We start from the raw sequence: 17,988 nt of genomic DNA on the forward strand, positions 1-17,988 counted from the left end.
GGCGATTACGCGCCCTTGTTGCGCATGCTGAAGTGTCACGCAACACCCGAAATCCTGTTTGGGGTGTATTCCTTGGGGAATTACACCAATTCTTGCACTGCCTTAAGAACGGCTTCATCATGACCGGGAATTTTTACTTTCCGCCAGATGTTTGCGATCATGCCATTTTTATCGATCAGGAAGGTTGTGCGCTCAATTCCAAAATATTTCCGACCATACATGCTCTTCTCAACCCAAACGCCATAAGCTTCACAAATCTGTGTGCCAAAATCTGATGCTAAGGTCACATCTAAGTCATACTTTGCCTTGAACTTGTCATGGCTTGCGACCTTATCCTTGGAGACACCAATGACCTCGCACGAAAGGGCTCGAAACTTGTCTATGTTCTCAGTGAATGCAATTGCCTGGCTTGTGCAGCCCGAGGTGTCGTCTTTTGGATAAAAATAAAGGACAACACTCTTTCCTTTTAAACCAGACAAGGCCACGGTTCCGCCGCCGTCTGTCGGCATTTCAAAGTCAGGGGCCTGTTGGCCAATTGCAATTTCGCTCATGGTGCTAAATCCAATCCGTTCGCGCCGAAAGCGCCTTGATCAGGCAGATAAGCCTGAGGCCGCTGGCTTGCAAGCCGGGGACGGGCCACCTCGCGGCCAAGAAGCTTCTTCCACAAAAGTGCGGCATTCGCGTGACAAGAAACGCGCAAAGGAAGTTAAGCCGGAACTGGGGGAAACACCGAGCGGGACCGTGGTGGCGAAACGGACAAAAAAGCCTTTAAGCCAAACACGGCATTCCAGATTTTGGATGGAAAGTGCAACCGTAGCTCTAGCTCTATCGGGCCTGTTTGCTGGTTATTTGGCTTGGCGGCTGTCCATTGGCACGGTTTCAATTTCAGCGACAACGCCCTTTGTTGAAGATTCCCTCAGTCGCTTGGTGGGGGGGCAAACCAAAATCGGCTCATTGCGATTGGGCTGGGATCAAGAGGCGCGGGACTTTGTGGTTTTGGCGGGTCAAATCACAGCGCGCACAGACCAAAGAACCTCACCCTTGCGGCTTGGAAAGGTTGATCTCACACTGGATGCGCCTTCGCTTCTAATCGGCCGCGCCGTCGTCAAGCAAGCCCGCTTGTCGGGTGTTGAGGCGGTTCTGGTTGTCGACCGACAAGGCCGAACGGCCTTTGGTTTTGGCTCCGCAGAAGAAGTTTTGGCGCTGCCGAGGATCAAGGGGGAGGATGGCGGCCTCGCCCGCATTTTGAAAGCAACGCGCCAAGCGCTTGATCCAAAGGGTCAAGCGGGCCGGGTGGCACAAGTCGTGCTGACCGACGCGCGCCTACAAATGATTGACCCAGATAGCGGCCAGCGCCTGATCTTGGAGCGCGCGCGTGCGGGCCTGTTCCGAAGTTCAACGGGTATCATCACGTTGCAGGCTTCTGGCCGAATAGAAAAGTCGAACTCAAGCATGAATGTTGCCATCGCTGCCCCGCCTGCTGCTGACGGCGCGCTGGCTTTGGTGACCGACCTAGAAGACATGCGTTTTGCACAATTACCTCTCAGCTTGCGTGGGCGGAGCTTGGAACAATTGGCCAAATGGACAAGTCCGTTAAGCGGACGTGCTTTGGTTTATCTCACCCCAGAAGGCAGTCCGATTTCGGTTCAAGGAACGCTGCGGCTGGCGCGTGGCCGTGCAGGGGGTATCGCTGTCGAACGGGCAACTGGAACGGGGGCTTGGTCAAAAGATACGGGTATCATTCGTCTTCAAGCGCTCGATATTGTCAGTGACAGAATCCAAGCCTCTGGTGTCAGTGGTCAGCTCTTTCCGGCCAGTGCAGGCCAGAGACGCTTAGAATTTGCTGCAAAGTCCTTTGCCCTCGATACCCCAAATGCCGGCGGTGTGCTTGGCGAAGGAGCCGGCGGTAAAGTCCTGCTCTCGGACGACATGCACTTGATTTCTGCCGATTTGGTGGCCCAAGGCTTTGGCCTATCACATCCCAATTCAACCATGGCCAAGCTGTTGGAAGCACAGGTTAAAGTGCTTTCAACGGGCCCAAGAGGAGGGCAAAGCAAAGCTGGCCCTCAAAGTGCCTTCGCCGGTGGTAAAGTCAGCTTGCAGGCCAAGTCTGCGCGTCTTTCCTTAAGCGATCGGGCAGGGGTATTTGGCAGCGGGACCGGCGTGGATCTGACGTTGGATCGCCCCTCCGCCAGCAGTCCATGGAATGCACAGGCAAGTCTTATCAGCTTGATGTTGACAGGTCGTGGACTCTCTATCCCGCAAACCAACGCACGGGGCTTGAGCCTAGCCTGGAGCGGGACTGATCTTGCCGGCGCTGGCCAAATAAACGCGCGCATCGGCGCTATGACCACCACACAATCTGGTTCACGTGGCCTTGGGCTTGCGGGCTCAAATCTTGCGGTTCAGGCTACGCGCCAAGCCAATGGTTCTATCAACCTCGAAGATGTTTCTGCAGATAGCTTTGCCTTTAATAATCCCGTTGTTTCAATCGCAACAGGCGCGCTTTCAATGGCTGGCACTTTGAGCAGCACAGGGCTGAAGGACGCTTGGTTGAAGACGCCAAGCTTGATCCTGACAAGCCCCAACCAATTGTCGAGGCCGTTTGTTGCAACGGGAGTCGACGTGGCAGGTGATGTTCTGCCGCGCGGGGTCCGATTGCCCGCGATCAGCTTGAACCATCGCGGGATCGCTGTTCAGGGAAATCTCGAAGTCGCGTTAGCCCGTCGCGGATCAGCCATGGTCAATCTCGATGCCGATATTGACGGTGAGATTGATGTTGAAAGCTTGCTCGCGGGCTGGCCTCGTGGTTTCTTGCCTGAGACACGCACCGCGATTGCCAATGTGGTCAAGGAAGGGGTCGGCAAAACCGAGCGTCTCGTGCTGCGCATCCCGTCTGGGTTGTTAAAGGGACAGCCGGGTGGGTCAGATATGATCGAACTGGACTTTGATATCCGGGATGCAACAGTACAATATCTGCCGCAAATGACAGCTTTGACCGGCGTTTCGGGGCGCGCTCATTTGACCGGCGATAGCTTCCATGTTGCGATTGATGGTGGCAAATTAGGCGATCTGACCTTGTCTGACTCTTCTTTTGCCATTCCAAAATTCAGACCCAAGGATTCTGAGGGTGTGGTGCATGCAAAGGTGTCAGGTTCGGTCGCCTTCATGGCACAGGAGGCTGACCGTGAACCATTGCGTTTGCTCTCCAAGGCACAGTTTGATCCGGCCCGTTTGGATGGTGAGGGCAATCTGGAATTAGACTTGCGTCTGCCGTTATCAGACCGATTGCAACCCGACGCAATCAAGGTGCAAGCGCGCGGGCAGTTTGAGCAGGCTAGCCTGAAAGACGCTTTTGCGGGCTTGGAAGCGAATGACGGTACCGTCCAATTGGACATTGATAATGGTCGTGTCGATGTAAAAGGGCAGGCTTGGATTGCCGGCAATCCATTTGATTTCTCGTGGATGTCAGAGCCTGAAACAGCGGCCACACCGGGCACCAACTTGGTGGCAGACGGCATGGTTGATTTGGCAAGTTTGATCCAAATTGGCGTGGACGTCACGGCCTATGCAACCGGGCCCGTGCGCCTCAGGCTGGATGCACAGTCTAGAGGCAACAAGTTGCTTGGTGCGGATTTGGATGCTGATTTCAATTTGGCGACCATGGTTCTGCCTGGCTCCCTTTGGACCAAGCCCGAAGGAGAAGCCGCGCAAGCCACTGCTCGCATCACCCAACGCGAAGGCGGCGGCTGGGAAGCCAAGCAAGTGGTTTTTGGTGCCAGAGGTGCCGATGTTCGTGGGGATTTGGCCTTCTCAGAAAAGCTTGACTTAGTTGCCGCCGATTTCTCCCGCATTTCAGTCGCTCGTGCGGCAGATTTGAAGTTGCATATTTCTGAAGATGCCAATGGATTACGTGTGAATGCCGAAGGCGATTATCTGGATTTAAGTCCATTCTTGATCAAACGCGATGTAACCGAGCGTACCGTCGATTTGCTCGATCGACCGCTCAATCTTTCCGCTTCGATCAAGCGTCTTGCCACCGGCCAGTCGGCTACTTTGGATGATGTCAATGCGAGCCTATTACGGGATCAAGATGGCTGGCGCTCGCTTACCATGACAGGCAGTTCCCCCTCGGGGGAAACCGAAATCGTCATGCGCCAGCAACAAGATGGTCGCCGTAGCATTGTCGGCAGCCTTTCCGATGCAGGCTTCTTTGCAGGTTTAATTTATCCCGGCGCCCCATTGGTAGGGGGAACCGGCACGATCGAGGGCGAATTGCCTGTGGTCGGAGCCGACAGTGCAGGCAGTTTGACGGTTGAGGTTAAAGGCGTTTCTTACGCGCCTAACAAGCAAGCTCCGATCTTGTTTGATCTGGTACGACTGCCGATGTCTGTGAATGGCGGCATCATCGCCCTGCGCGACGGGAAGGCCGACGGTGCAGCTTATACGGTGAAGGCCTCAGGCTATGTGGATGTTGAGGAAGGAAAGTTGGATATTCGCGGGGTGGCAACTCCTGGCGGGTTAAACCGTGCCCTGGGAGAAATGCCCTTATTTGGAGGCCTTTTAGGGGGTGGACAGGACGAGGGCTTGGTCGGCCTAACCTTTACCGCCCAGGGCACTTTGGCAAATCCAAAACTGAGGACCAATCCGATTTCAGCTCTCGCTCCAGGATTCTTGCGGAAACTATTTGAGAGTCAGGCCCCTCTGGAGCCGCCCCCCCGGCTCAAGAAGCCAATTGTACCTGCTCTGATCCCTCCACCAGCTGAACCGGCCGGCGAGGCAGCGCCACAAAGCTAACTCCTACCTTCACTTCAGGCAGCTAAACCTTATGGCTGCCACTGCGTGATCCGTGACGAAGCACTCGGACGCGGCCGTTCCAACGGAGCTTGCGTGGGTGTTCCAAGATAAAGAAGACCAGCAAGCTTCTCTTGTGGCGTTAGGCCCAGTAGGGCCAGCGCGTCACGATCATAGGCAACCCATTCGCTCAACCAGCAGCCGCCAAAGCCAAATCCATTGGCGGCTAACAGAAGATTGTAACACACCGCTCCAGCAGACAGCACTTGCTCCCATTCAGGGACCTTTGGGCTTTCAACCGGCGAAAATACCACAGCCACAACCACTGGCGCTCGAAGAAAACGGGCTTCTTCCAGGGCAAGCCGTTCTGCATCCTTTACTTGACCTCGATCAGACAAGAGCGCTGCAACCTTAGCCCCATAAGACCTTCGGCCATCGCCAGATAGGATGATGAAACGCCAGGGACCAAGCTTGCCGTGATCTGGAACCCGGGCCGCCAGCCGTAGGATCGCATCTAACGTATCGTTGTCTGGGCCTGGTGCGGTTAGATGCGCAACCTTGGTTGAGCGACGCAATGCCAGTCGCGCAAGAAAGGCTTCATCAGGGCTGGCTTGCGGCAGGACATCGTTTTCAATGGGCGGAGGCGGGAGGGTGTGTGGTGCAATTGTCATTGTTTTCAGACATAAGGCATAGTGAGTGCGATTGCATCGCCTTAGGAAAGTTTTTTTTGCTCTATGCCTGAATCTGATCCCTTCCAGACCCTCGCGTCGCATATCGCTTATCAGAACCCGTGGATCACGGTGGAACATCAAGATGTCCTGCGTCCAGACGGCAAACCGGGCATTTACGGGATTGTCCGCTTTGCTAATCGTGCCGTTGGCGTGCTGCCGATTGATGATACAGGCCATGTCTGGATGGTGGGCCAGTATCGCAGGCCCGTTGAAGCTTGGTCATGGGAGATGCCAGAAGGCGGTGTGCCTTATGCGGAAGATCTTGAGGCCGGTGCCTTGCGTGAATTGGAAGAAGAAGTTGGCATACGTGCCAACACCTTGATCAAGGTACTCGATATGGATCTGTCAAATTCTGTCAGCGATGAAACCGCTGTCTGCTTTGTGGCGTATGGATTGTCACATGGTACTTTGGCCCCGGAGGGAACAGAGGTTTTGACGATCAAGCAGCTTCATTTTACGGATTTGCTGGCTGATGTAGAGGCAGGAAAAATTCGTGATGCGTTGACAGTTGCGACGGTCTATCGGACTTACCATCTAGCAATGACAAATCAATTGCCCGCTGCGCTGACCAAGAAGTTGTTAGCTCACCCAGACGGAGACTGAATATGGCAGGTGCAAGCTTAGAACTTGTTGGGGGCATCGCGACTGGCTTAACCAACGTCTGGACCCATTTGCGCATCGAAGCGGCTACTGCTGCGGCCGAAGAGCCCTTATTGGCAAGCCTATTGAATGCAACCATTCTCAATCACGCCAATTTCGATGATGCGCTGGCTTATCTTTTGGCGCAGAAATTGGGTGGGGCAGATATGAATGCGCTTCAAATGCGCGAAGTCTGCATGCAAGCCTTCAAAGAAGATCCCGCGATTGTTCGCAGTGCGCAGGCTGACGTGCGTGTCATTAAAGTGCGTGATCCTGCCTGCCGTACCTATTTGCAGCCCTTTCTCTATTACAAGGGCTTTGCAGCTTTGCAGGCGCACCGGGTCGCCCATCATCTATGGAAGACGGGCCGTGAAATGATGGCCTTTCATCTTCAAAGTCGAGTGGCAGAGCTGTTTCAAGTCGATATCCATCCAGCTGCACGCTTAGGCGAAGGCATCTTTATGGACCATGCAAATGGCATTGTGATCGGTGAAACGGCTGTCGTCGGCGATAATGTTTCGATGCTGCACAATGTGACTTTGGGGGGAACTGGCAAAGAAGGCGGTGACCGCCATCCAAAGATCGGTGCAGGCGTCTTGATCGGGGCGGGAGCCAAGATTTTGGGAAATATCAAAGTGGGTGAAGGGGCACGGATTGCCTCAGGCTCCGTTGTCCTGCACGAAGTGGCGCCTGGTTGCACGGTGGCAGGTATCCCTGCGCGCCCGGTAGGTGGCCCTTGCTGCGAAAACCCGGCCGATAGCATGGATCATGTTTTTGATGTCGCAACTTTTGACCCGGGGCTTTAGGCTTTAGGCCTTAGGTCGCGAGTGCTTTGGCGATGGTGGAAATGTTGTAGGCCAGCATCTTGATGCTTGTTCCTGCGGGGCCGTCTGGCTTTGACAGCGATTCTGAATAGAGCTTCCCGCCTAGCTTCGCACCACTTTCTTTCGCGATTTGCGCCATAAGGCGTTGATCTGCTTCTGTTTCAATAAAGCAGGCGGCGACGTCTGCGCCCTTGATGTCGTTAAGCAGGCTGGCCATTGCTTTGGCCGACGGCTGAGCACCCGTGGATAAGGCCGCGATACCGCGAAACTCGAGGTTGAACTCGCGACCCAAATAGCGGAACGAATTATGCGGTACGATGATCAGGCGGCGACCTTGCCGAACGGGAGCCAACTGCGCAGCTGCTGTCTCTTGCGCCGCTTGCAGCGCTGCGAGATAGGCCTTTAGCCGGGTCTCAAAACGCGTTGCGAGATTTGGCCACAAAATCTTATAGGCCTTGGTGATCGTCTCAGCATAATTCCGCAAGCCCAAAAAGCTTTGCCAGGTGTGAGGATCAGGGATACGCCCTTCGATATAGATTGGGGCAATGCCTTCTGACACTTGGATGATTGGTCCGCGATAGCCTGTGCTTTCCGGTAAACGGTCGATCCAGCCCTCGAGCATGAAGCCGACATGTAAAAGCAAGCTGATCTCGTTAAATACGGCCAATTCGCTCGGCTTTGGGTCTTGGTGATGGGCGGTCTGATCTGGTCCGATGAGAGAGACTATCTCAAGGTCTGGCGCGCCAATTTGTTGGGCTACATCCGCCAAAATCGACATCGTCGCCAATACTTTTGGCTTGGACGCCGATGGTCCTGAGCTGGGTTCCTGTGTGCAGGCAGCGGCAATCAGGCCACCAGCGGTGAGTCCTAAAAGGTTACGACGCGCGATGAGCAAGGGATGTTTTCCCAAAAGAGCGGGTTAACAGGGATTGATTAGGTCCAATTAGGCTTGAAGTTAGAACCAGCCCAACCAAGCAGGAAACAATGGCGGCTCCGACTGGGGCAGCAAGGTGAAAGGAAACCAAAAGTCCAGCTAGGACGCCACCTATCCCAAGGCTGACTGCGCTTAGGATCATCCCCGGAATACTCTTAGCCCAAAAGCGAGCGGCGATAGCTGGTAAGATCGTCAGCCCAATACTCATGAGGGCTCCAAGGGCATGAAATGATGCCACTGTTGTCAAAGCCAAGAGTCCAAAGAAAACCGACTGGGCGACGGGACCCGCCCATTTAGCCCCACCAGAAGCACGCAAAAACTGAGGGTCGAGCGTGTCGATCAAAAGCGGGCGATAGACTAGGGTCATGCCAATCACCGTCACAAGTGCGGCTATGCAAGCCAAAGCTAAGGCTGTGTTGTCAATGGCCAGTGCAGCCCCAAACAATAGTTTATCGAGATCAATGACGCCGCCTCCCATACTGGCGATCATCACGCCCATGGCCAAAGCTGCAAGATAAAACACCGCAAAGCCCGCATCTTCGGGTAAACGTAATGCGCGGCTGGCTGGCCCTGCCGTCATAAAAACCATAGTACCGGTCAGTGCCGCGCCCAAGGTCGTCCAAAGCGTACTGCCGCTACTCAATAGGGCAGCTGCGGCAGCCCCGGGCAAGACGGCATGGCCCACAGCATCGCCAACCAAACTCATGCGCCGCATGACCAGAAAAACGCCGAGCGGTGCGCCTGCGACTGCAAGGGCCACGCCACCCAAAGCGGCTCGTGTCATGAATTCATAGTCAAAAAACGGAGTAAAAAGCCCAACCACGCCAATCCCCTAAAGCCCTTAGGACGAATGAGCGACGCCGCTTACCGCGCGCATCGGCTGGGTCAGGCTGCTCAAGGGTTTCTCGTCGCTGCGACGCATAATTGCGCCGAATTTGGAAAGCTCCCACCAAAGCGGGAAGTGACGTGCACACTCAAGGTCATGAATTGCCGCAATCACCGTGCGGCCTTCACCGACCCAGTGATGTATGACTTCCAATAGTTTTGCTTGAGACGTCGTATCCACGGCCGAGAATGGCTCATCGAGCAAAATCAGGCCACAATCTTGAACCGTTAATCGCGCAAACAGGGCACGCTGTAACTGGCCGCCAGACAAAGTGCCGACTTGTTGGTTCTCAAGGTCAGCCAAGCCAACCATGTCCAAGGCTTGGTCAATCCGTTCTTGGTCGTGGCGGCAGGGCTTACCAAATAAGCCTAAGCGCGCCCACAAACCCATCGCCGCCAATTCACGAACCGTCAAGGGCGCATCAGGACGAAGGCTTGGATGCTGCGGTAGCCAAGCAATGCTGCGGTGACGCTTGATCGAGGCATCCCACACACATGATCCACTAACTGGCGCTTGTTCACCAGCCAACGTACGCAATAAAGTAGATTTGCCCGCTCCATTTTGGCCAATTAAAGCCACCGCGCTACTCGTTTGGATGGTGCCACCAATACCGGCCATCACCAGATGATTGGGATAACCAATTGCAAGATCGTTTAAAATCAAGCTCATAGCGCTGGATCCTGCATGCCGGTCTAAAGCGAGACAGGGCGGATTAATGGGAGAAAGGACGACGCTCAAGCCTTTACTCTCAATCATGTCAAAAGCGAAGCGGAAATGTTATGTTATTACAGTACCGGTGCTGGTTATCCACCCGGTCTTGCACGTAGGACCCGCATGCGGCTAGCCTAGCAGGGCTAAGGCAGCAGACGCCTAAAAGAGGAAATCACCCCATGTCGATGGACGGTCTCGAACTCACTTCAGCTAATGGTTTGACCTATCCATGTGGAGAGCCTCCAGAGGTTGGCACCGTGAAAGAGGTGGCGGATGGCGTTTTTTGGGTTCGCATGCCGCTGCCCTTTGCCCTGAAATGGATCAATCTTTGGCTGCTGCGTGACGGCGATGGTTGGGTGATCGTGGATACTGGCGTGGCCACCGAAGAAAGTCGCTTGCATTGGCGGACGATTTTTGACTCGGTTTTGGATGGCTTGCCGGTTAAACGCGTCATGATCACCCATATGCATCCAGACCACATCGGTTTGGCGGGCTGGATCACGCGTAAGTTTGGTGCCGCCTTGTGGATTTCGCGCCTCGAATATCTAACGTGTCGAACCTTGGTTGCAGACACAGGCCGCGAGGCCCCTGAAGACGGGGTGCGTTTCTATCGCGCTGCAGGGTGGGATGAGGATGCGCTGGATACCTATCGGATCCGTTTTGGTGGTTTTGGCAAAGCGGTGTCACGCCTGCCTGATTCATATCAACGTATGGCTGATGGTGATCGGATTGAAATTGGAGGCCGAGATTGGCAGGTGGTCACAGGGTGTGGCCATTCTCCCGAGCATGTCTGCCTCTACCAGCCAGACTTGAAGGTCTTGATCTCTGGTGATCAGGTCTTGCCGCGTATTTCGTCCAATGTATCCGTTTTCCCGACAGAGCCAAATGGCGATCCAATGACCGATTGGATCAATTCTTGCCATAAACTCAAACAAGTCATTGCTGAAGATGTCTTGGTGCTGCCTGCGCACAATGAGCCCTTTTATGGGCTACACAAGCGCTTGGACGATTTGATCGACAATCATGAGACGGCTCTAGCGCGACTGGCCGATTGGCTCGCAACGCCGCGTCGCGTGATTGATTGCTTCTCGCCTTTGTTCAAGCGCCCAATAGGCGGGGAAGTGTTGGGCATGGCGACTGGCGAGGCAATTGCCCACCTCAATTGTTTGCTTGCGCGCGGGAAAGCCGCTGTGGATCGTCGCCCTGACGGGACTCTCCTTTATCGCCAAGCCGGTTAGGGTTGTTCCTGTGACGGCTTGGAGTCGGCGGCAGGGGTTTCAGCTTGCGGGCTTGCCTCAAGGGGTGGCCCGCCGGGCTGATCTGCCCCCGGTGCAATCGTCACGTTGAAGATTGGTGGTGGCCGCCGACCGCGACGTAGGTCATCGGCGATGCCAATCGGGGCGGAACCACCGTTCAAGCGTGCCCGATAGACTTGGATATTCTCCAGAACGCGCTGAACATAATTGCGGGTTTCAGAGAAGGGGATTTTCTCCACCCAATCAATGGCGGTCTCAAGATCGGTCTCGCGGAATTCACCATAGGTCTGTACCCATTGGCGTGGACGCCCCGGCCCAGCATTATAAGCCGCAGCGGCCATAACATAAGACCCATAGAAATTATTGACCAAGTCAAACAAATGGGCAGAGCCTAAGGTCACATTATGGTTAGGGCGCGTGATCAGCCAGCTTGTTTCATGCTCTAAACCCATACGGCGCGCTTGGCTTGCAGCAGTCGCTGGCAAGAATTGCATCAGCCCACGCGCATTGGCAGAGGAGACGGCACGGGTGTTGAACTCGCTCTCTTGGCGGGTAATCGCCAAGGTAAAGGCGTCTTCTATCTGGCCATACCCAACAATTCGGGGAATTGGCATGAGGGGATAGGCGGCCTCAGTTGCCAAAATGCCGCGATTAAGGCCCGCTTTGGCAACCCGGACCGCGAGCGCTGGTTCATCCTTCGCGCGCGCATACTCAGAAAGCGCTTGGTGCTCGCCCTCGGTATCAAGTTCATCATCTAGTGCCAGCGCAAACTGGCGGAAAAATTGGTTCTCGCCCGCATCTGAAAGCAAATTGATGATCGCCATCATGGTACGGCTGTTCAAGCGGTCGCGATCTTCTTGGGTCGCTTTCTTTTCTGGCGGCAAGGTCAATTGTGCGGCTTGACCCATGGACTCGGCCACTTCGACCGCGGCCAATTGCCCATAATAAACCGTCGGAAAGGCTGCTGCAGTCCGATAATGGTTTTGCGCAACATCTGGTTGGTTCAAGGCTTCTGCGGTGCGACCCAGCCAATAGGCAGCCCGCGCGCGCGAAACTGGCGTTCTCACGCCGCCTTCCAGCCGTTTGAAATGCTCAAGTGCCACATTGGGTTGGTTCAAAAACCGCAGAGCCACCCATCCCGACACAAATTCGCCATCGGCAAAGCGCTCCCCCCGCTGATAACCATGGGTCGAAGCAATGCGATAAGCAGATTGCCAATCGCGAGTCACAATGGCTTCGTTTAGAAGATTGCGCCGCTCGGTCCAGATTAAATCCTGACCAGGCTCTGGTAAGCCACGGGAATCAATTTGGGTAAGCAGAGAAAGGGCTTCGGCCCGACGCCCGGCCTGACGCAGATTGCGGACGCGCTGATACTGAATGCCCCGGTCATCAAGGCTGACACCGGTCAAAGTCACGGTGTCGCCTGCCGCAATGCCAACACGACGCTGCGCGTTAAGGCGGCCGGTCTCGCTCATTAAAGGCCATAGCGGTTTCGATTGGGTGACGCGGTCGGTCCATAACAGGAAATCGACGCGGGCATCATGATCTTCGGTGGTGAGTTCGCTTCCGAAGCGGACCAGAAAATTGGCTTGGCTTGCACTATCAAAGCGGTGATTGCGCCACCCATCTGACAAGAAGCGCTTTGCTTGGTCTCGTTCACCCAGAGCGAACAAGACGGCGGCGAGTTCCAGTTTTCCTTCACCAGAAATGGGACCATTGTGGTCAAGACCTTGTTCCTTGCGTTCCAAAAAGGCGCGCTTGGCCTGCGGTGTCAGCGAGGTCAAAACGAGGCGCTGTTCTGCCCGGATGCGTATGGATTGACGGCTTGGATAGAAGGGTAACTGGTCCAATGCTTGGCGCAACTCGTCAAAGCTAGCTGGGTTAGACTCCGCCGTCGCTAAGCGCCACAATAGGAAATTGCGAATACGTGCGTCACGGGTGGTCGCCATGGTGGCGCGCACATAACTCCAATCGCCGCGTTCAGCGGCCCGCAAGGCTGTTCTGAGCACTTCAACTGGAGTTGTCGGGACTGGGGCCGCTGCAAAATCAACCGGCACAGAAGTGGGAACAGGCACGGGAACTGGCGTTGGCGTCGGCGTCTCTTGGGCGGATGCCATACCCGACACCATGGGGCTCGAAGTCAAAAGGCCCGTCACAATGAGGGCCAAAGCAGCTTTACGCGTGTCATACACAGACATTCAAAAACTCCAGCGAAGTTCAGCGCAAATTGGGGGAGGGCTGTCGTCGCATCGCGGCCTAGCGGCCCACTAGTAGGAATAGAAAGGGTTAATCTTGGGAATCACACCCTGTGTCTAGCGACCAAATCTCATTGAACCTAGTCGTATGTATGAAAAAATCACGGCAAGCACAGCCTTGTGTACGCCCCTTGGTCTGCCCTTTGGTCTTGCATCCATGTGAATTGCGGTCGAGAAGGGCATTCACGACCCACTCAAATTTCAGCTAGGCCAGTACGACCCATGACGGTTTTTAAAGGCGTTTACACCGCCCTGATCACGCCCTTCAAAGATGGCAAGGTCGATGACGCGTCCTTCCAAGCCTTGATTGAGCGCCAGATTGAAAATGGCGTCAACGGAATCATTCCGGTTGGTACCACTGGCGAGAGCGCAACAGTAGATGATGCTGAACATTGGCACTTGTTTGATCTGGCGATCGAAGCGGCCAACCGGCGTGTGCCTGTGCTGGCGGGCTGCGGCTCTAACGACACACAAGCCGCGATTCGCCATATGCAAGTTGCTAAGAAAGCCGGTGCAGATGGGGCGCTGATTGTGGCCCCTTATTACAATAAACCCAGTCAAGCGGGGCTGATTGCCCACTTTAACGCACTTGGTAATGCCGTCGATTTGCCGATCATGGTCTATAACATTCCCGGTCGCACCAATGTTGATATTCTCCCGGATACTATGGCTGAAATTGCCAAACATCCCAATGTGGTTGCTTTGAAGGACAGCGCGGGCGATCCATCGCGCACGGCCTTACATTTGGCGCGCATCACCAAGCCCTTCTCCATTTTTGCGGGCGACGATAATTTAGCTTTGGGTTTTGCAGCTTATGGGGCGGTGGGTTGTGTATCGGTTTTGTCAAACATCATGCCCAAAGAATGCGCGCAATTGCAGGCCCTCTTGGCATCTGGTCAGCTGGCAGAAGCACGCGCTTTGAACCAAAAGCTCGACCCCTTGCAACGTGCATTATTTCTCGAGCCTAATCCGGGGCCTGCAAAATTTGCTATGGCGACGTTGGGTCTATGTGCGGAAGACTTGCGTCTGCCGTTGGTGCCCCCCATTCCTGCAACTCGCGTTGCGGTACAAACGGCCATGATCGCAGCCGGGGCGTTACGAGGCAATTAGGCCATGCGCCCAGAACAACCCCGCAAGTTGATCGCTGAAAACAAGCGTGCACGCTTTGATTATTACATTGAAGATACCTATGAAGCTGGGCTTGTATTGACGGGCACGGAGGTCAAGAGCCTTCGCCTTGGCCGCGCGAATATTGCGGAAAGCTATGCAAGCCCCGAGCATGGTGAGGTATGGCTCATCAATTCCTATGTGCCAGAATATGGCCCAGCATCGCGCTTCAACCATGAGCCACGACGCAAGCGCAAACTGTTGTTGCGTGAACGCGAGATCAATAAATTGTTCGCTGCCGTTGATCGCGAGGGCCGCACCGTCGTCCCCTTAAAACTCTATTTCAACGAGCGTGGGATGGTGAAATTGGAATTGGCGCTCGCCAAAGGCAAAAAGGATCACGACAAGCGTGATTCCACGAAAGAGCGGGAATGGAAGCGCGAGCAGGGGCGCTTGCTGCGCGACCGGGGCTAAGGCCATGTCAGGCTGGCTAGACCGCTTTTATCGTTTTTTCACTGAGATGGACTCAACTGCTGCCCGCGCCGTCTGGGTTGCCTTCATCCTGTTCTCGATTGCTGGACTTGTCCTGACCGCAGGCATGATGTTCATCGATTTAGATCAAGGCAATATTGCTCAGTTTCTGCGTGGCCTCCGTGATTCTTGGTGGGCACCGGCAGCAGTTACGGGAACCTTCATCACATTGGCCTTTATTGGCGCGCCGCAAGTTGTGTTGATTGCCGCGACCGTTGCTGTCTTTGGCCCTGCGGAGGGCGTTGTCCTGAGTTGGATTGCCACCTTGGTATCCGCCCAAGTTGGCTTCCTGTTAGGGCGGGCAGGGGGCGCTACAGCCCTATCAAAACTGCTCGGCGGTCGGGGCGGCCGCGCACTTTCCTTCATTGGCAAGAATGGCTTTCTAGCCAGTCTCATCATTCGCTTGGTTCCCTCAGGACCCTTTATCGTCTGCAATATGGCGTTAGGCGCGGCCAAGGTCCGTTTGACGTCGTTTGTTGGTGGTACAGGCATTGGGATCTTACCAAAAATCTGCCTTGTGGCCTTTGGGGCGCATGGCGTGGGCGAAGTGTTAAAGGGCGAAAATCAAGGCGCGATTTGGTTCTTTGTTGCTGCTGTCATCATCTATCTCTTGCTGGTCTTGGTGGTGCGCCCGATGTTAACGCGAGGCCAAGCGCAAGAGGGCCTTGATTGAACTGATCTTTTGGATTAATTTGCTGTCAAAGAGGTGAACCGTCATATCATGCGCAAGAATTTTCCCTTTATTGGAATGAGCTCAAAAGATTTTGCTGCAACCCTGCGGGTTGGGCAGGAGATTGCGGCTGCGCAATATGATTTGGCCCAACGGGCAGGCTCGCTTCTTCTGGATGCAGGTCGACTTAATCTGAAGTTAGCCGGGCTGCTTATCAGCCCTTGGGCGCGCAAGAGTCGCTAAGCCAATTGGCTGAGGGACGGCGCTCAGGGGTAAAGCGCCGGAAGGGCCAGCAAAGGCCCGCTCTTCAAATCTTCAGCAAATCAGGCCACACAACATCATGACCCAATCTATCCGTATCTTTGACACCACTATGCGCGATGGCGAACAGTCGCCCGGCGCTTCTATGACGCATGATGAGAAGATCGAGCTCGCAAAATTGCTCGAAGACATGCGCGTTGACATTATTGAAGCAGGTTTCCCGATTGCCAGCCAGGGAGACTTTGACGCGGTTCAAGCCATTGCGCGCACCATCAAAACGAGCACGGTCTGTGGTCTTTCACGGGCCGGGGCGAAGGATATCGAGCGTTGCGCGGAGGCGTTGCGTCCGGCACCTTTGAAGCGGATCCATACCTTCATTTCAACCTCACCGATTCACATGAAGCATAAGCTTCAGATGGAACCAGAAGCCGTGCTTGAAGCCATCCATGGTTCCGTCTCTCTAGCCCGCAATTACACAGATGATGTCGAATGGTCTGCTGAAGATGCCACCCGCACAGAGCGCGACTTTTTGTTGCGCGCGGTGGAGACGGCGATCCGTGCAGGTGCCACCACCATCAATCTGCCCGATACAGTTGGTTATTCTTTCCCCACTGAGTATGGCGCTTTGTTTGCCGATGTGATCGCCAATGTACCCGGTGCCGATGATGTAATCTTCTCCGCGCATTGCCACAATGATTTGGGTCTCGCAGTTGCCAATTCCTTGGCAGCTGTTCAAGGCGGCGCGCGCCAGATTGAGTGCGCGATTAATGGCTTGGGTGAGCGCGCGGGTAATGCCGCGCTAGAAGAAATCATTATGGCACTCCGCGTCCGCGGCGATGGCATGCCCTATGCGACTGGTGTGGATGCGACACGTCTGATGATGGCGTCCAAAATGGTAAGCCGGATAACCGGCTTCCCTGTCCAGTATAACAAGGCGATTGTCGGCAAGAATGCCTTCGCGCATGAAAGTGGCATCCATCAAGATGGTATGCTGAAGCATGCCCAGACTTATGAGATTATGCGGCCTGAAGACGTCGGCCAAGGGGCGACCAATCTAGTCATGGGCAAGCATTCGGGCCGCCACGCATTCAAGGATAAGCTCCGCGATATGGGCTATGAATTGTCTGATAATGCGTTCCAAGACGCGTTTGGCCGGTTCAAAGCGCTCGCCGACCGGAAGAAACACGTCTATGACGATGACATCATTGCTTTGGTTGATGATGCAGCCGCCCATTTTGACGACGCGATCAAAGTTTTGCGTCTTCGGGTTGTTGCGGGGACAGATGGACCGCAAACTGCTGAAATTGACCTCGAAATTGATGGAAAATCTGCTTGGACAACCCAGCGCGGGAATGGACCGGTTGACGCGGTCTTTAACGCGATTTCAGCGCTCGTTCCCCATAGCGCTGTCTTGGACCTCTATCAGGTCCATGCGGTCACCGAGGGCACAGATGCACAAGCCGAGGTCTCGGTGCGTTTGAGCGAGCATGGTCGCTTCGTAACGGCACGCTCCGCTGACGCCGATACATTGGTGGCGTCGGCAAAAGCCTATGCCAGCGCCTTGGCGCGGCTGCGGGCTAAGCGCGAACGCGGTGAGGATGCGCAAGCGGCAGGCTAAGCCTGCCCGCTTGTGCAATTGGGAATAACCGCGCGAACAAAATCGGAAAAATCGTCCGGTGGTGGGACGTGAAGGTGCATGGGTTCACCCGTTTTGGGGTGCGTGAAGTCCAACGCTTCAGCATGCAACATCAAGCGCGGGCAGGGCTTATTGGCGAGCATCACTAGTCCGCCATATTTTGTATCGCCTGCAAGCGCATGGCCAATTGCAGCAAAGTGCACTCGGATTTGGTGCATGCGCCCTGTTTGGGGACTAATTTCTACCAAGGAAGCAGCGGGAGCCGCAGCCTGCACCCGGTAGGCGGTAAGGGCAGTTTGTATTTCCCCATCTCCGGCAGTGGCAGGGCGCATCAGGTCAATGCCAGCCGATTTGATTTTGACCAATGGCAAGTCAATGTGGCCTTGCTTGTCGGCCAACAAGCCACTGACCAGGGCCAGATAGCGCTTGTGAAGCTGTCTTCCAGCAAATTGGGCTGATAAATGTGCCGCAGCAGAGCTGGTTTTGGCGACAATCAATAGCCCCGATGTTTCCCGATCTAGACGGTGGACAAGTTTCGGCCTTCGACCTTTGCGAGTTGCGAAAGCAGCCAGCAGCCGATCAATGTCGCGTTTCACACCCGATCCGCCCTGAACGGCAAGGCCCGAAGGCTTGTTAAAAGCGATCAACGCATCGTCCTCATAGAAAACCAAGTCGCGAATATAGACTTGCTCTTCTTGGCTCAGCGCGGGTGGGCCTTTGGCTGGGAAGTGGCGGGTAGGTCGATATGCCATC

General features: G+C 54.9%; 16 protein-coding genes. 9 read left to right on the plus strand and 7 right to left on the minus strand.

Annotated elements, in window-relative coordinates; genetic code table 11:
• Positions 1 to 80: 80 nt before the first annotated feature.
• Positions 81 to 551, minus strand: a complete 471-nt coding sequence (gene bcp / locus B7364_RS00870) for a thioredoxin-dependent thiol peroxidase (protein WP_085338053.1) — start codon at positions 549 to 551, stop codon at positions 81 to 83.
• Here bcp and B7364_RS00875 point away from each other — a divergent pair.
• Positions 550 to 4,797 carry a YhdP family protein gene (locus tag B7364_RS00875; RefSeq protein ID WP_085338054.1) on the plus strand — a complete coding sequence of 1,416 codons (4,248 nt, stop codon included), beginning with the start codon at positions 550 to 552 and terminating at the stop codon, positions 4,795 to 4,797. The two genes, bcp and B7364_RS00875, sit on opposite strands and share 2 nt — an antisense overlap.
• 29 nt (positions 4,798 to 4,826) lie before the next feature.
• Here B7364_RS00875 and B7364_RS00880 read toward each other — a convergent pair whose 3' ends face one another.
• Positions 4,827 to 5,465, minus strand: coding sequence for a nitroreductase family protein (locus B7364_RS00880; RefSeq protein ID WP_085338055.1), 639 nt, complete (start codon positions 5,463 to 5,465; stop codon positions 4,827 to 4,829).
• Between the two features lie 63 nt (positions 5,466 to 5,528).
• Here B7364_RS00880 and B7364_RS00885 point away from each other — a divergent pair, with 63 nt between their 5' ends.
• Both B7364_RS00885 and cysE read left to right on the plus strand, forming a co-directional pair.
• Positions 5,529 to 6,128 carry an NUDIX domain-containing protein gene (locus B7364_RS00885; RefSeq protein ID WP_085338056.1) on the plus strand — a complete coding sequence of 200 codons (600 nt, stop codon included), beginning with the start codon at positions 5,529 to 5,531 and terminating at the stop codon, positions 6,126 to 6,128.
• A 2-nt stretch (positions 6,129 to 6,130) separates the two neighbouring features.
• Positions 6,131 to 6,970: a serine O-acetyltransferase gene (gene cysE, locus B7364_RS00890; protein WP_085338057.1), complete on the plus strand. Its 840-nt coding sequence runs from the start codon at positions 6,131 to 6,133 to the stop codon at positions 6,968 to 6,970.
• Between the two features lie 10 nt (positions 6,971 to 6,980).
• Here cysE and B7364_RS00895 read toward each other — a convergent pair whose 3' ends face one another.
• Genes B7364_RS00895 through B7364_RS00905 form a run of 3 tightly spaced genes read right to left on the minus strand, consistent with a single transcriptional unit; the run spans position 6,981 to position 9,477 of the window.
• The gene (locus B7364_RS00895) at positions 6,981 to 7,883 is read right to left on the minus strand and encodes a metal ABC transporter solute-binding protein, Zn/Mn family (protein WP_085338058.1); all 903 of its coding nucleotides are present in this window, start codon (positions 7,881 to 7,883) and stop codon (positions 6,981 to 6,983) included.
• Entirely contained in the window at positions 7,864 to 8,745 is an 882-nt protein-coding gene (locus B7364_RS00900) for a metal ABC transporter permease (protein WP_157893398.1), read from the minus strand. The genes B7364_RS00895 and B7364_RS00900 overlap by 20 nt, the downstream gene beginning before the upstream one ends.
• Positions 8,746 to 8,763: 18 nt before the next feature.
• Positions 8,764 to 9,477, minus strand: a complete 714-nt coding sequence (locus B7364_RS00905; protein WP_157893399.1) for a metal ABC transporter ATP-binding protein — start codon at positions 9,475 to 9,477, stop codon at positions 8,764 to 8,766.
• 221 nt (positions 9,478 to 9,698) lie between these two features.
• Here B7364_RS00905 and B7364_RS00910 point away from each other — a divergent pair, with 221 nt between their 5' ends.
• Positions 9,699 to 10,757: an MBL fold metallo-hydrolase gene (locus tag B7364_RS00910; protein ID WP_085338061.1), complete on the plus strand. Its 1,059-nt coding sequence runs from the start codon at positions 9,699 to 9,701 to the stop codon at positions 10,755 to 10,757.
• On the opposite strand, the gene B7364_RS00915 is transcribed toward B7364_RS00910, so the two are convergent.
• On the minus strand, positions 10,754 to 12,973 hold the full coding sequence (locus tag B7364_RS00915) for a transglycosylase SLT domain-containing protein (RefSeq protein WP_085338062.1): 2,220 nt from the start codon (positions 12,971 to 12,973) through the stop codon (positions 10,754 to 10,756). The two genes, B7364_RS00910 and B7364_RS00915, sit on opposite strands and share 4 nt — an antisense overlap.
• A 279-nt stretch (positions 12,974 to 13,252) precedes the next feature.
• On the opposite strand from B7364_RS00915, the gene dapA reads away from it, so the two are divergent.
• The 5 genes from dapA (at position 13,253) to B7364_RS00940 (ending at position 17,217) form a co-directional block, all read left to right on the plus strand.
• On the plus strand, positions 13,253 to 14,140 hold the full coding sequence (dapA, locus tag B7364_RS00920; protein ID WP_085338063.1) for a 4-hydroxy-tetrahydrodipicolinate synthase: 888 nt from the start codon (positions 13,253 to 13,255) through the stop codon (positions 14,138 to 14,140).
• A 3-nt stretch (positions 14,141 to 14,143) separates the two neighbouring features.
• Positions 14,144 to 14,611 (plus strand): SsrA-binding protein SmpB, encoded by a 468-nt coding sequence (smpB, locus tag B7364_RS00925; RefSeq protein WP_085338064.1) that lies wholly within the window; start codon positions 14,144 to 14,146, stop codon positions 14,609 to 14,611.
• A 4-nt stretch (positions 14,612 to 14,615) separates the two neighbouring features.
• Positions 14,616 to 15,341 (plus strand): TVP38/TMEM64 family protein, encoded by a 726-nt coding sequence (locus B7364_RS00930; RefSeq protein ID WP_085338065.1) that lies wholly within the window; start codon positions 14,616 to 14,618, stop codon positions 15,339 to 15,341.
• A 48-nt stretch (positions 15,342 to 15,389) separates the two neighbouring features.
• Positions 15,390 to 15,581, plus strand: coding sequence for a hypothetical protein (locus tag B7364_RS00935; protein ID WP_085338066.1), 192 nt, complete (start codon positions 15,390 to 15,392; stop codon positions 15,579 to 15,581).
• Positions 15,582 to 15,678: 97 nt separating this feature from the next.
• On the plus strand, positions 15,679 to 17,217 hold the full coding sequence (locus B7364_RS00940) for a 2-isopropylmalate synthase (protein WP_085338067.1): 1,539 nt from the start codon (positions 15,679 to 15,681) through the stop codon (positions 17,215 to 17,217).
• Here B7364_RS00940 and B7364_RS00945 read toward each other — a convergent pair.
• Positions 17,214 to 17,987 carry an RluA family pseudouridine synthase gene (locus B7364_RS00945; RefSeq protein WP_085338068.1) on the minus strand — a complete coding sequence of 258 codons (774 nt, stop codon included), beginning with the start codon at positions 17,985 to 17,987 and terminating at the stop codon, positions 17,214 to 17,216. The two genes, B7364_RS00940 and B7364_RS00945, sit on opposite strands and share 4 nt — an antisense overlap.
• Position 17,988 lies beyond the last annotated feature (1 nt).

Source organism: Aquidulcibacter paucihalophilus (assembly GCF_002105465.1).
GTDB classification, from domain to species: domain Bacteria; phylum Pseudomonadota; class Alphaproteobacteria; order Caulobacterales; family Aquidulcibacteraceae; genus Aquidulcibacter; species Aquidulcibacter paucihalophilus.

What these genes read in the sequence shown, in the direction of transcription:
- B7364_RS00930 (WP_085338065.1), top strand. Translation starts at nt 14,616, where the DNA reads ATGTCAGGCTGGCTAGACCGCTTTTATCGTTTTTTCACTGAGATGGAC.
- B7364_RS00940 (WP_085338067.1), top strand. Translation starts at nt 15,679, where the DNA reads ATGACCCAATCTATCCGTATCTTTGACACCACTATGCGCGATGGCGAA.
- B7364_RS00875 (WP_085338054.1), top strand. Translation starts at nt 550, where the DNA reads ATGGTGCTAAATCCAATCCGTTCGCGCCGAAAGCGCCTTGATCAGGCA.
- B7364_RS00935 (WP_085338066.1), top strand. Translation starts at nt 15,390, where the DNA reads ATGCGCAAGAATTTTCCCTTTATTGGAATGAGCTCAAAAGATTTTGCT.
- bcp (WP_085338053.1), bottom strand. Translation starts at nt 551, where the DNA reads ATGAGCGAAATTGCAATTGGCCAACAGGCCCCTGACTTTGAAATGCCG.
- dapA (WP_085338063.1), top strand. Translation starts at nt 13,253, where the DNA reads ATGACGGTTTTTAAAGGCGTTTACACCGCCCTGATCACGCCCTTCAAA.
- B7364_RS00910 (WP_085338061.1), top strand. Translation starts at nt 9,699, where the DNA reads ATGTCGATGGACGGTCTCGAACTCACTTCAGCTAATGGTTTGACCTAT.
- B7364_RS00945 (WP_085338068.1), bottom strand. Translation starts at nt 17,987, where the DNA reads ATGGCATATCGACCTACCCGCCACTTCCCAGCCAAAGGCCCACCCGCG.
- smpB (WP_085338064.1), top strand. Translation starts at nt 14,144, where the DNA reads ATGCGCCCAGAACAACCCCGCAAGTTGATCGCTGAAAACAAGCGTGCA.
- cysE (WP_085338057.1), top strand. Translation starts at nt 6,131, where the DNA reads ATGGCAGGTGCAAGCTTAGAACTTGTTGGGGGCATCGCGACTGGCTTA.
- B7364_RS00915 (WP_085338062.1), bottom strand. Translation starts at nt 12,973, where the DNA reads ATGTCTGTGTATGACACGCGTAAAGCTGCTTTGGCCCTCATTGTGACG.
- B7364_RS00885 (WP_085338056.1), top strand. Translation starts at nt 5,529, where the DNA reads ATGCCTGAATCTGATCCCTTCCAGACCCTCGCGTCGCATATCGCTTAT.
- B7364_RS00880 (WP_085338055.1), bottom strand. Translation starts at nt 5,465, where the DNA reads ATGACAATTGCACCACACACCCTCCCGCCTCCGCCCATTGAAAACGAT.
- B7364_RS00905 (WP_157893399.1), bottom strand. Translation starts at nt 9,477, where the DNA reads ATGAGCTTGATTTTAAACGATCTTGCAATTGGTTATCCCAATCATCTG.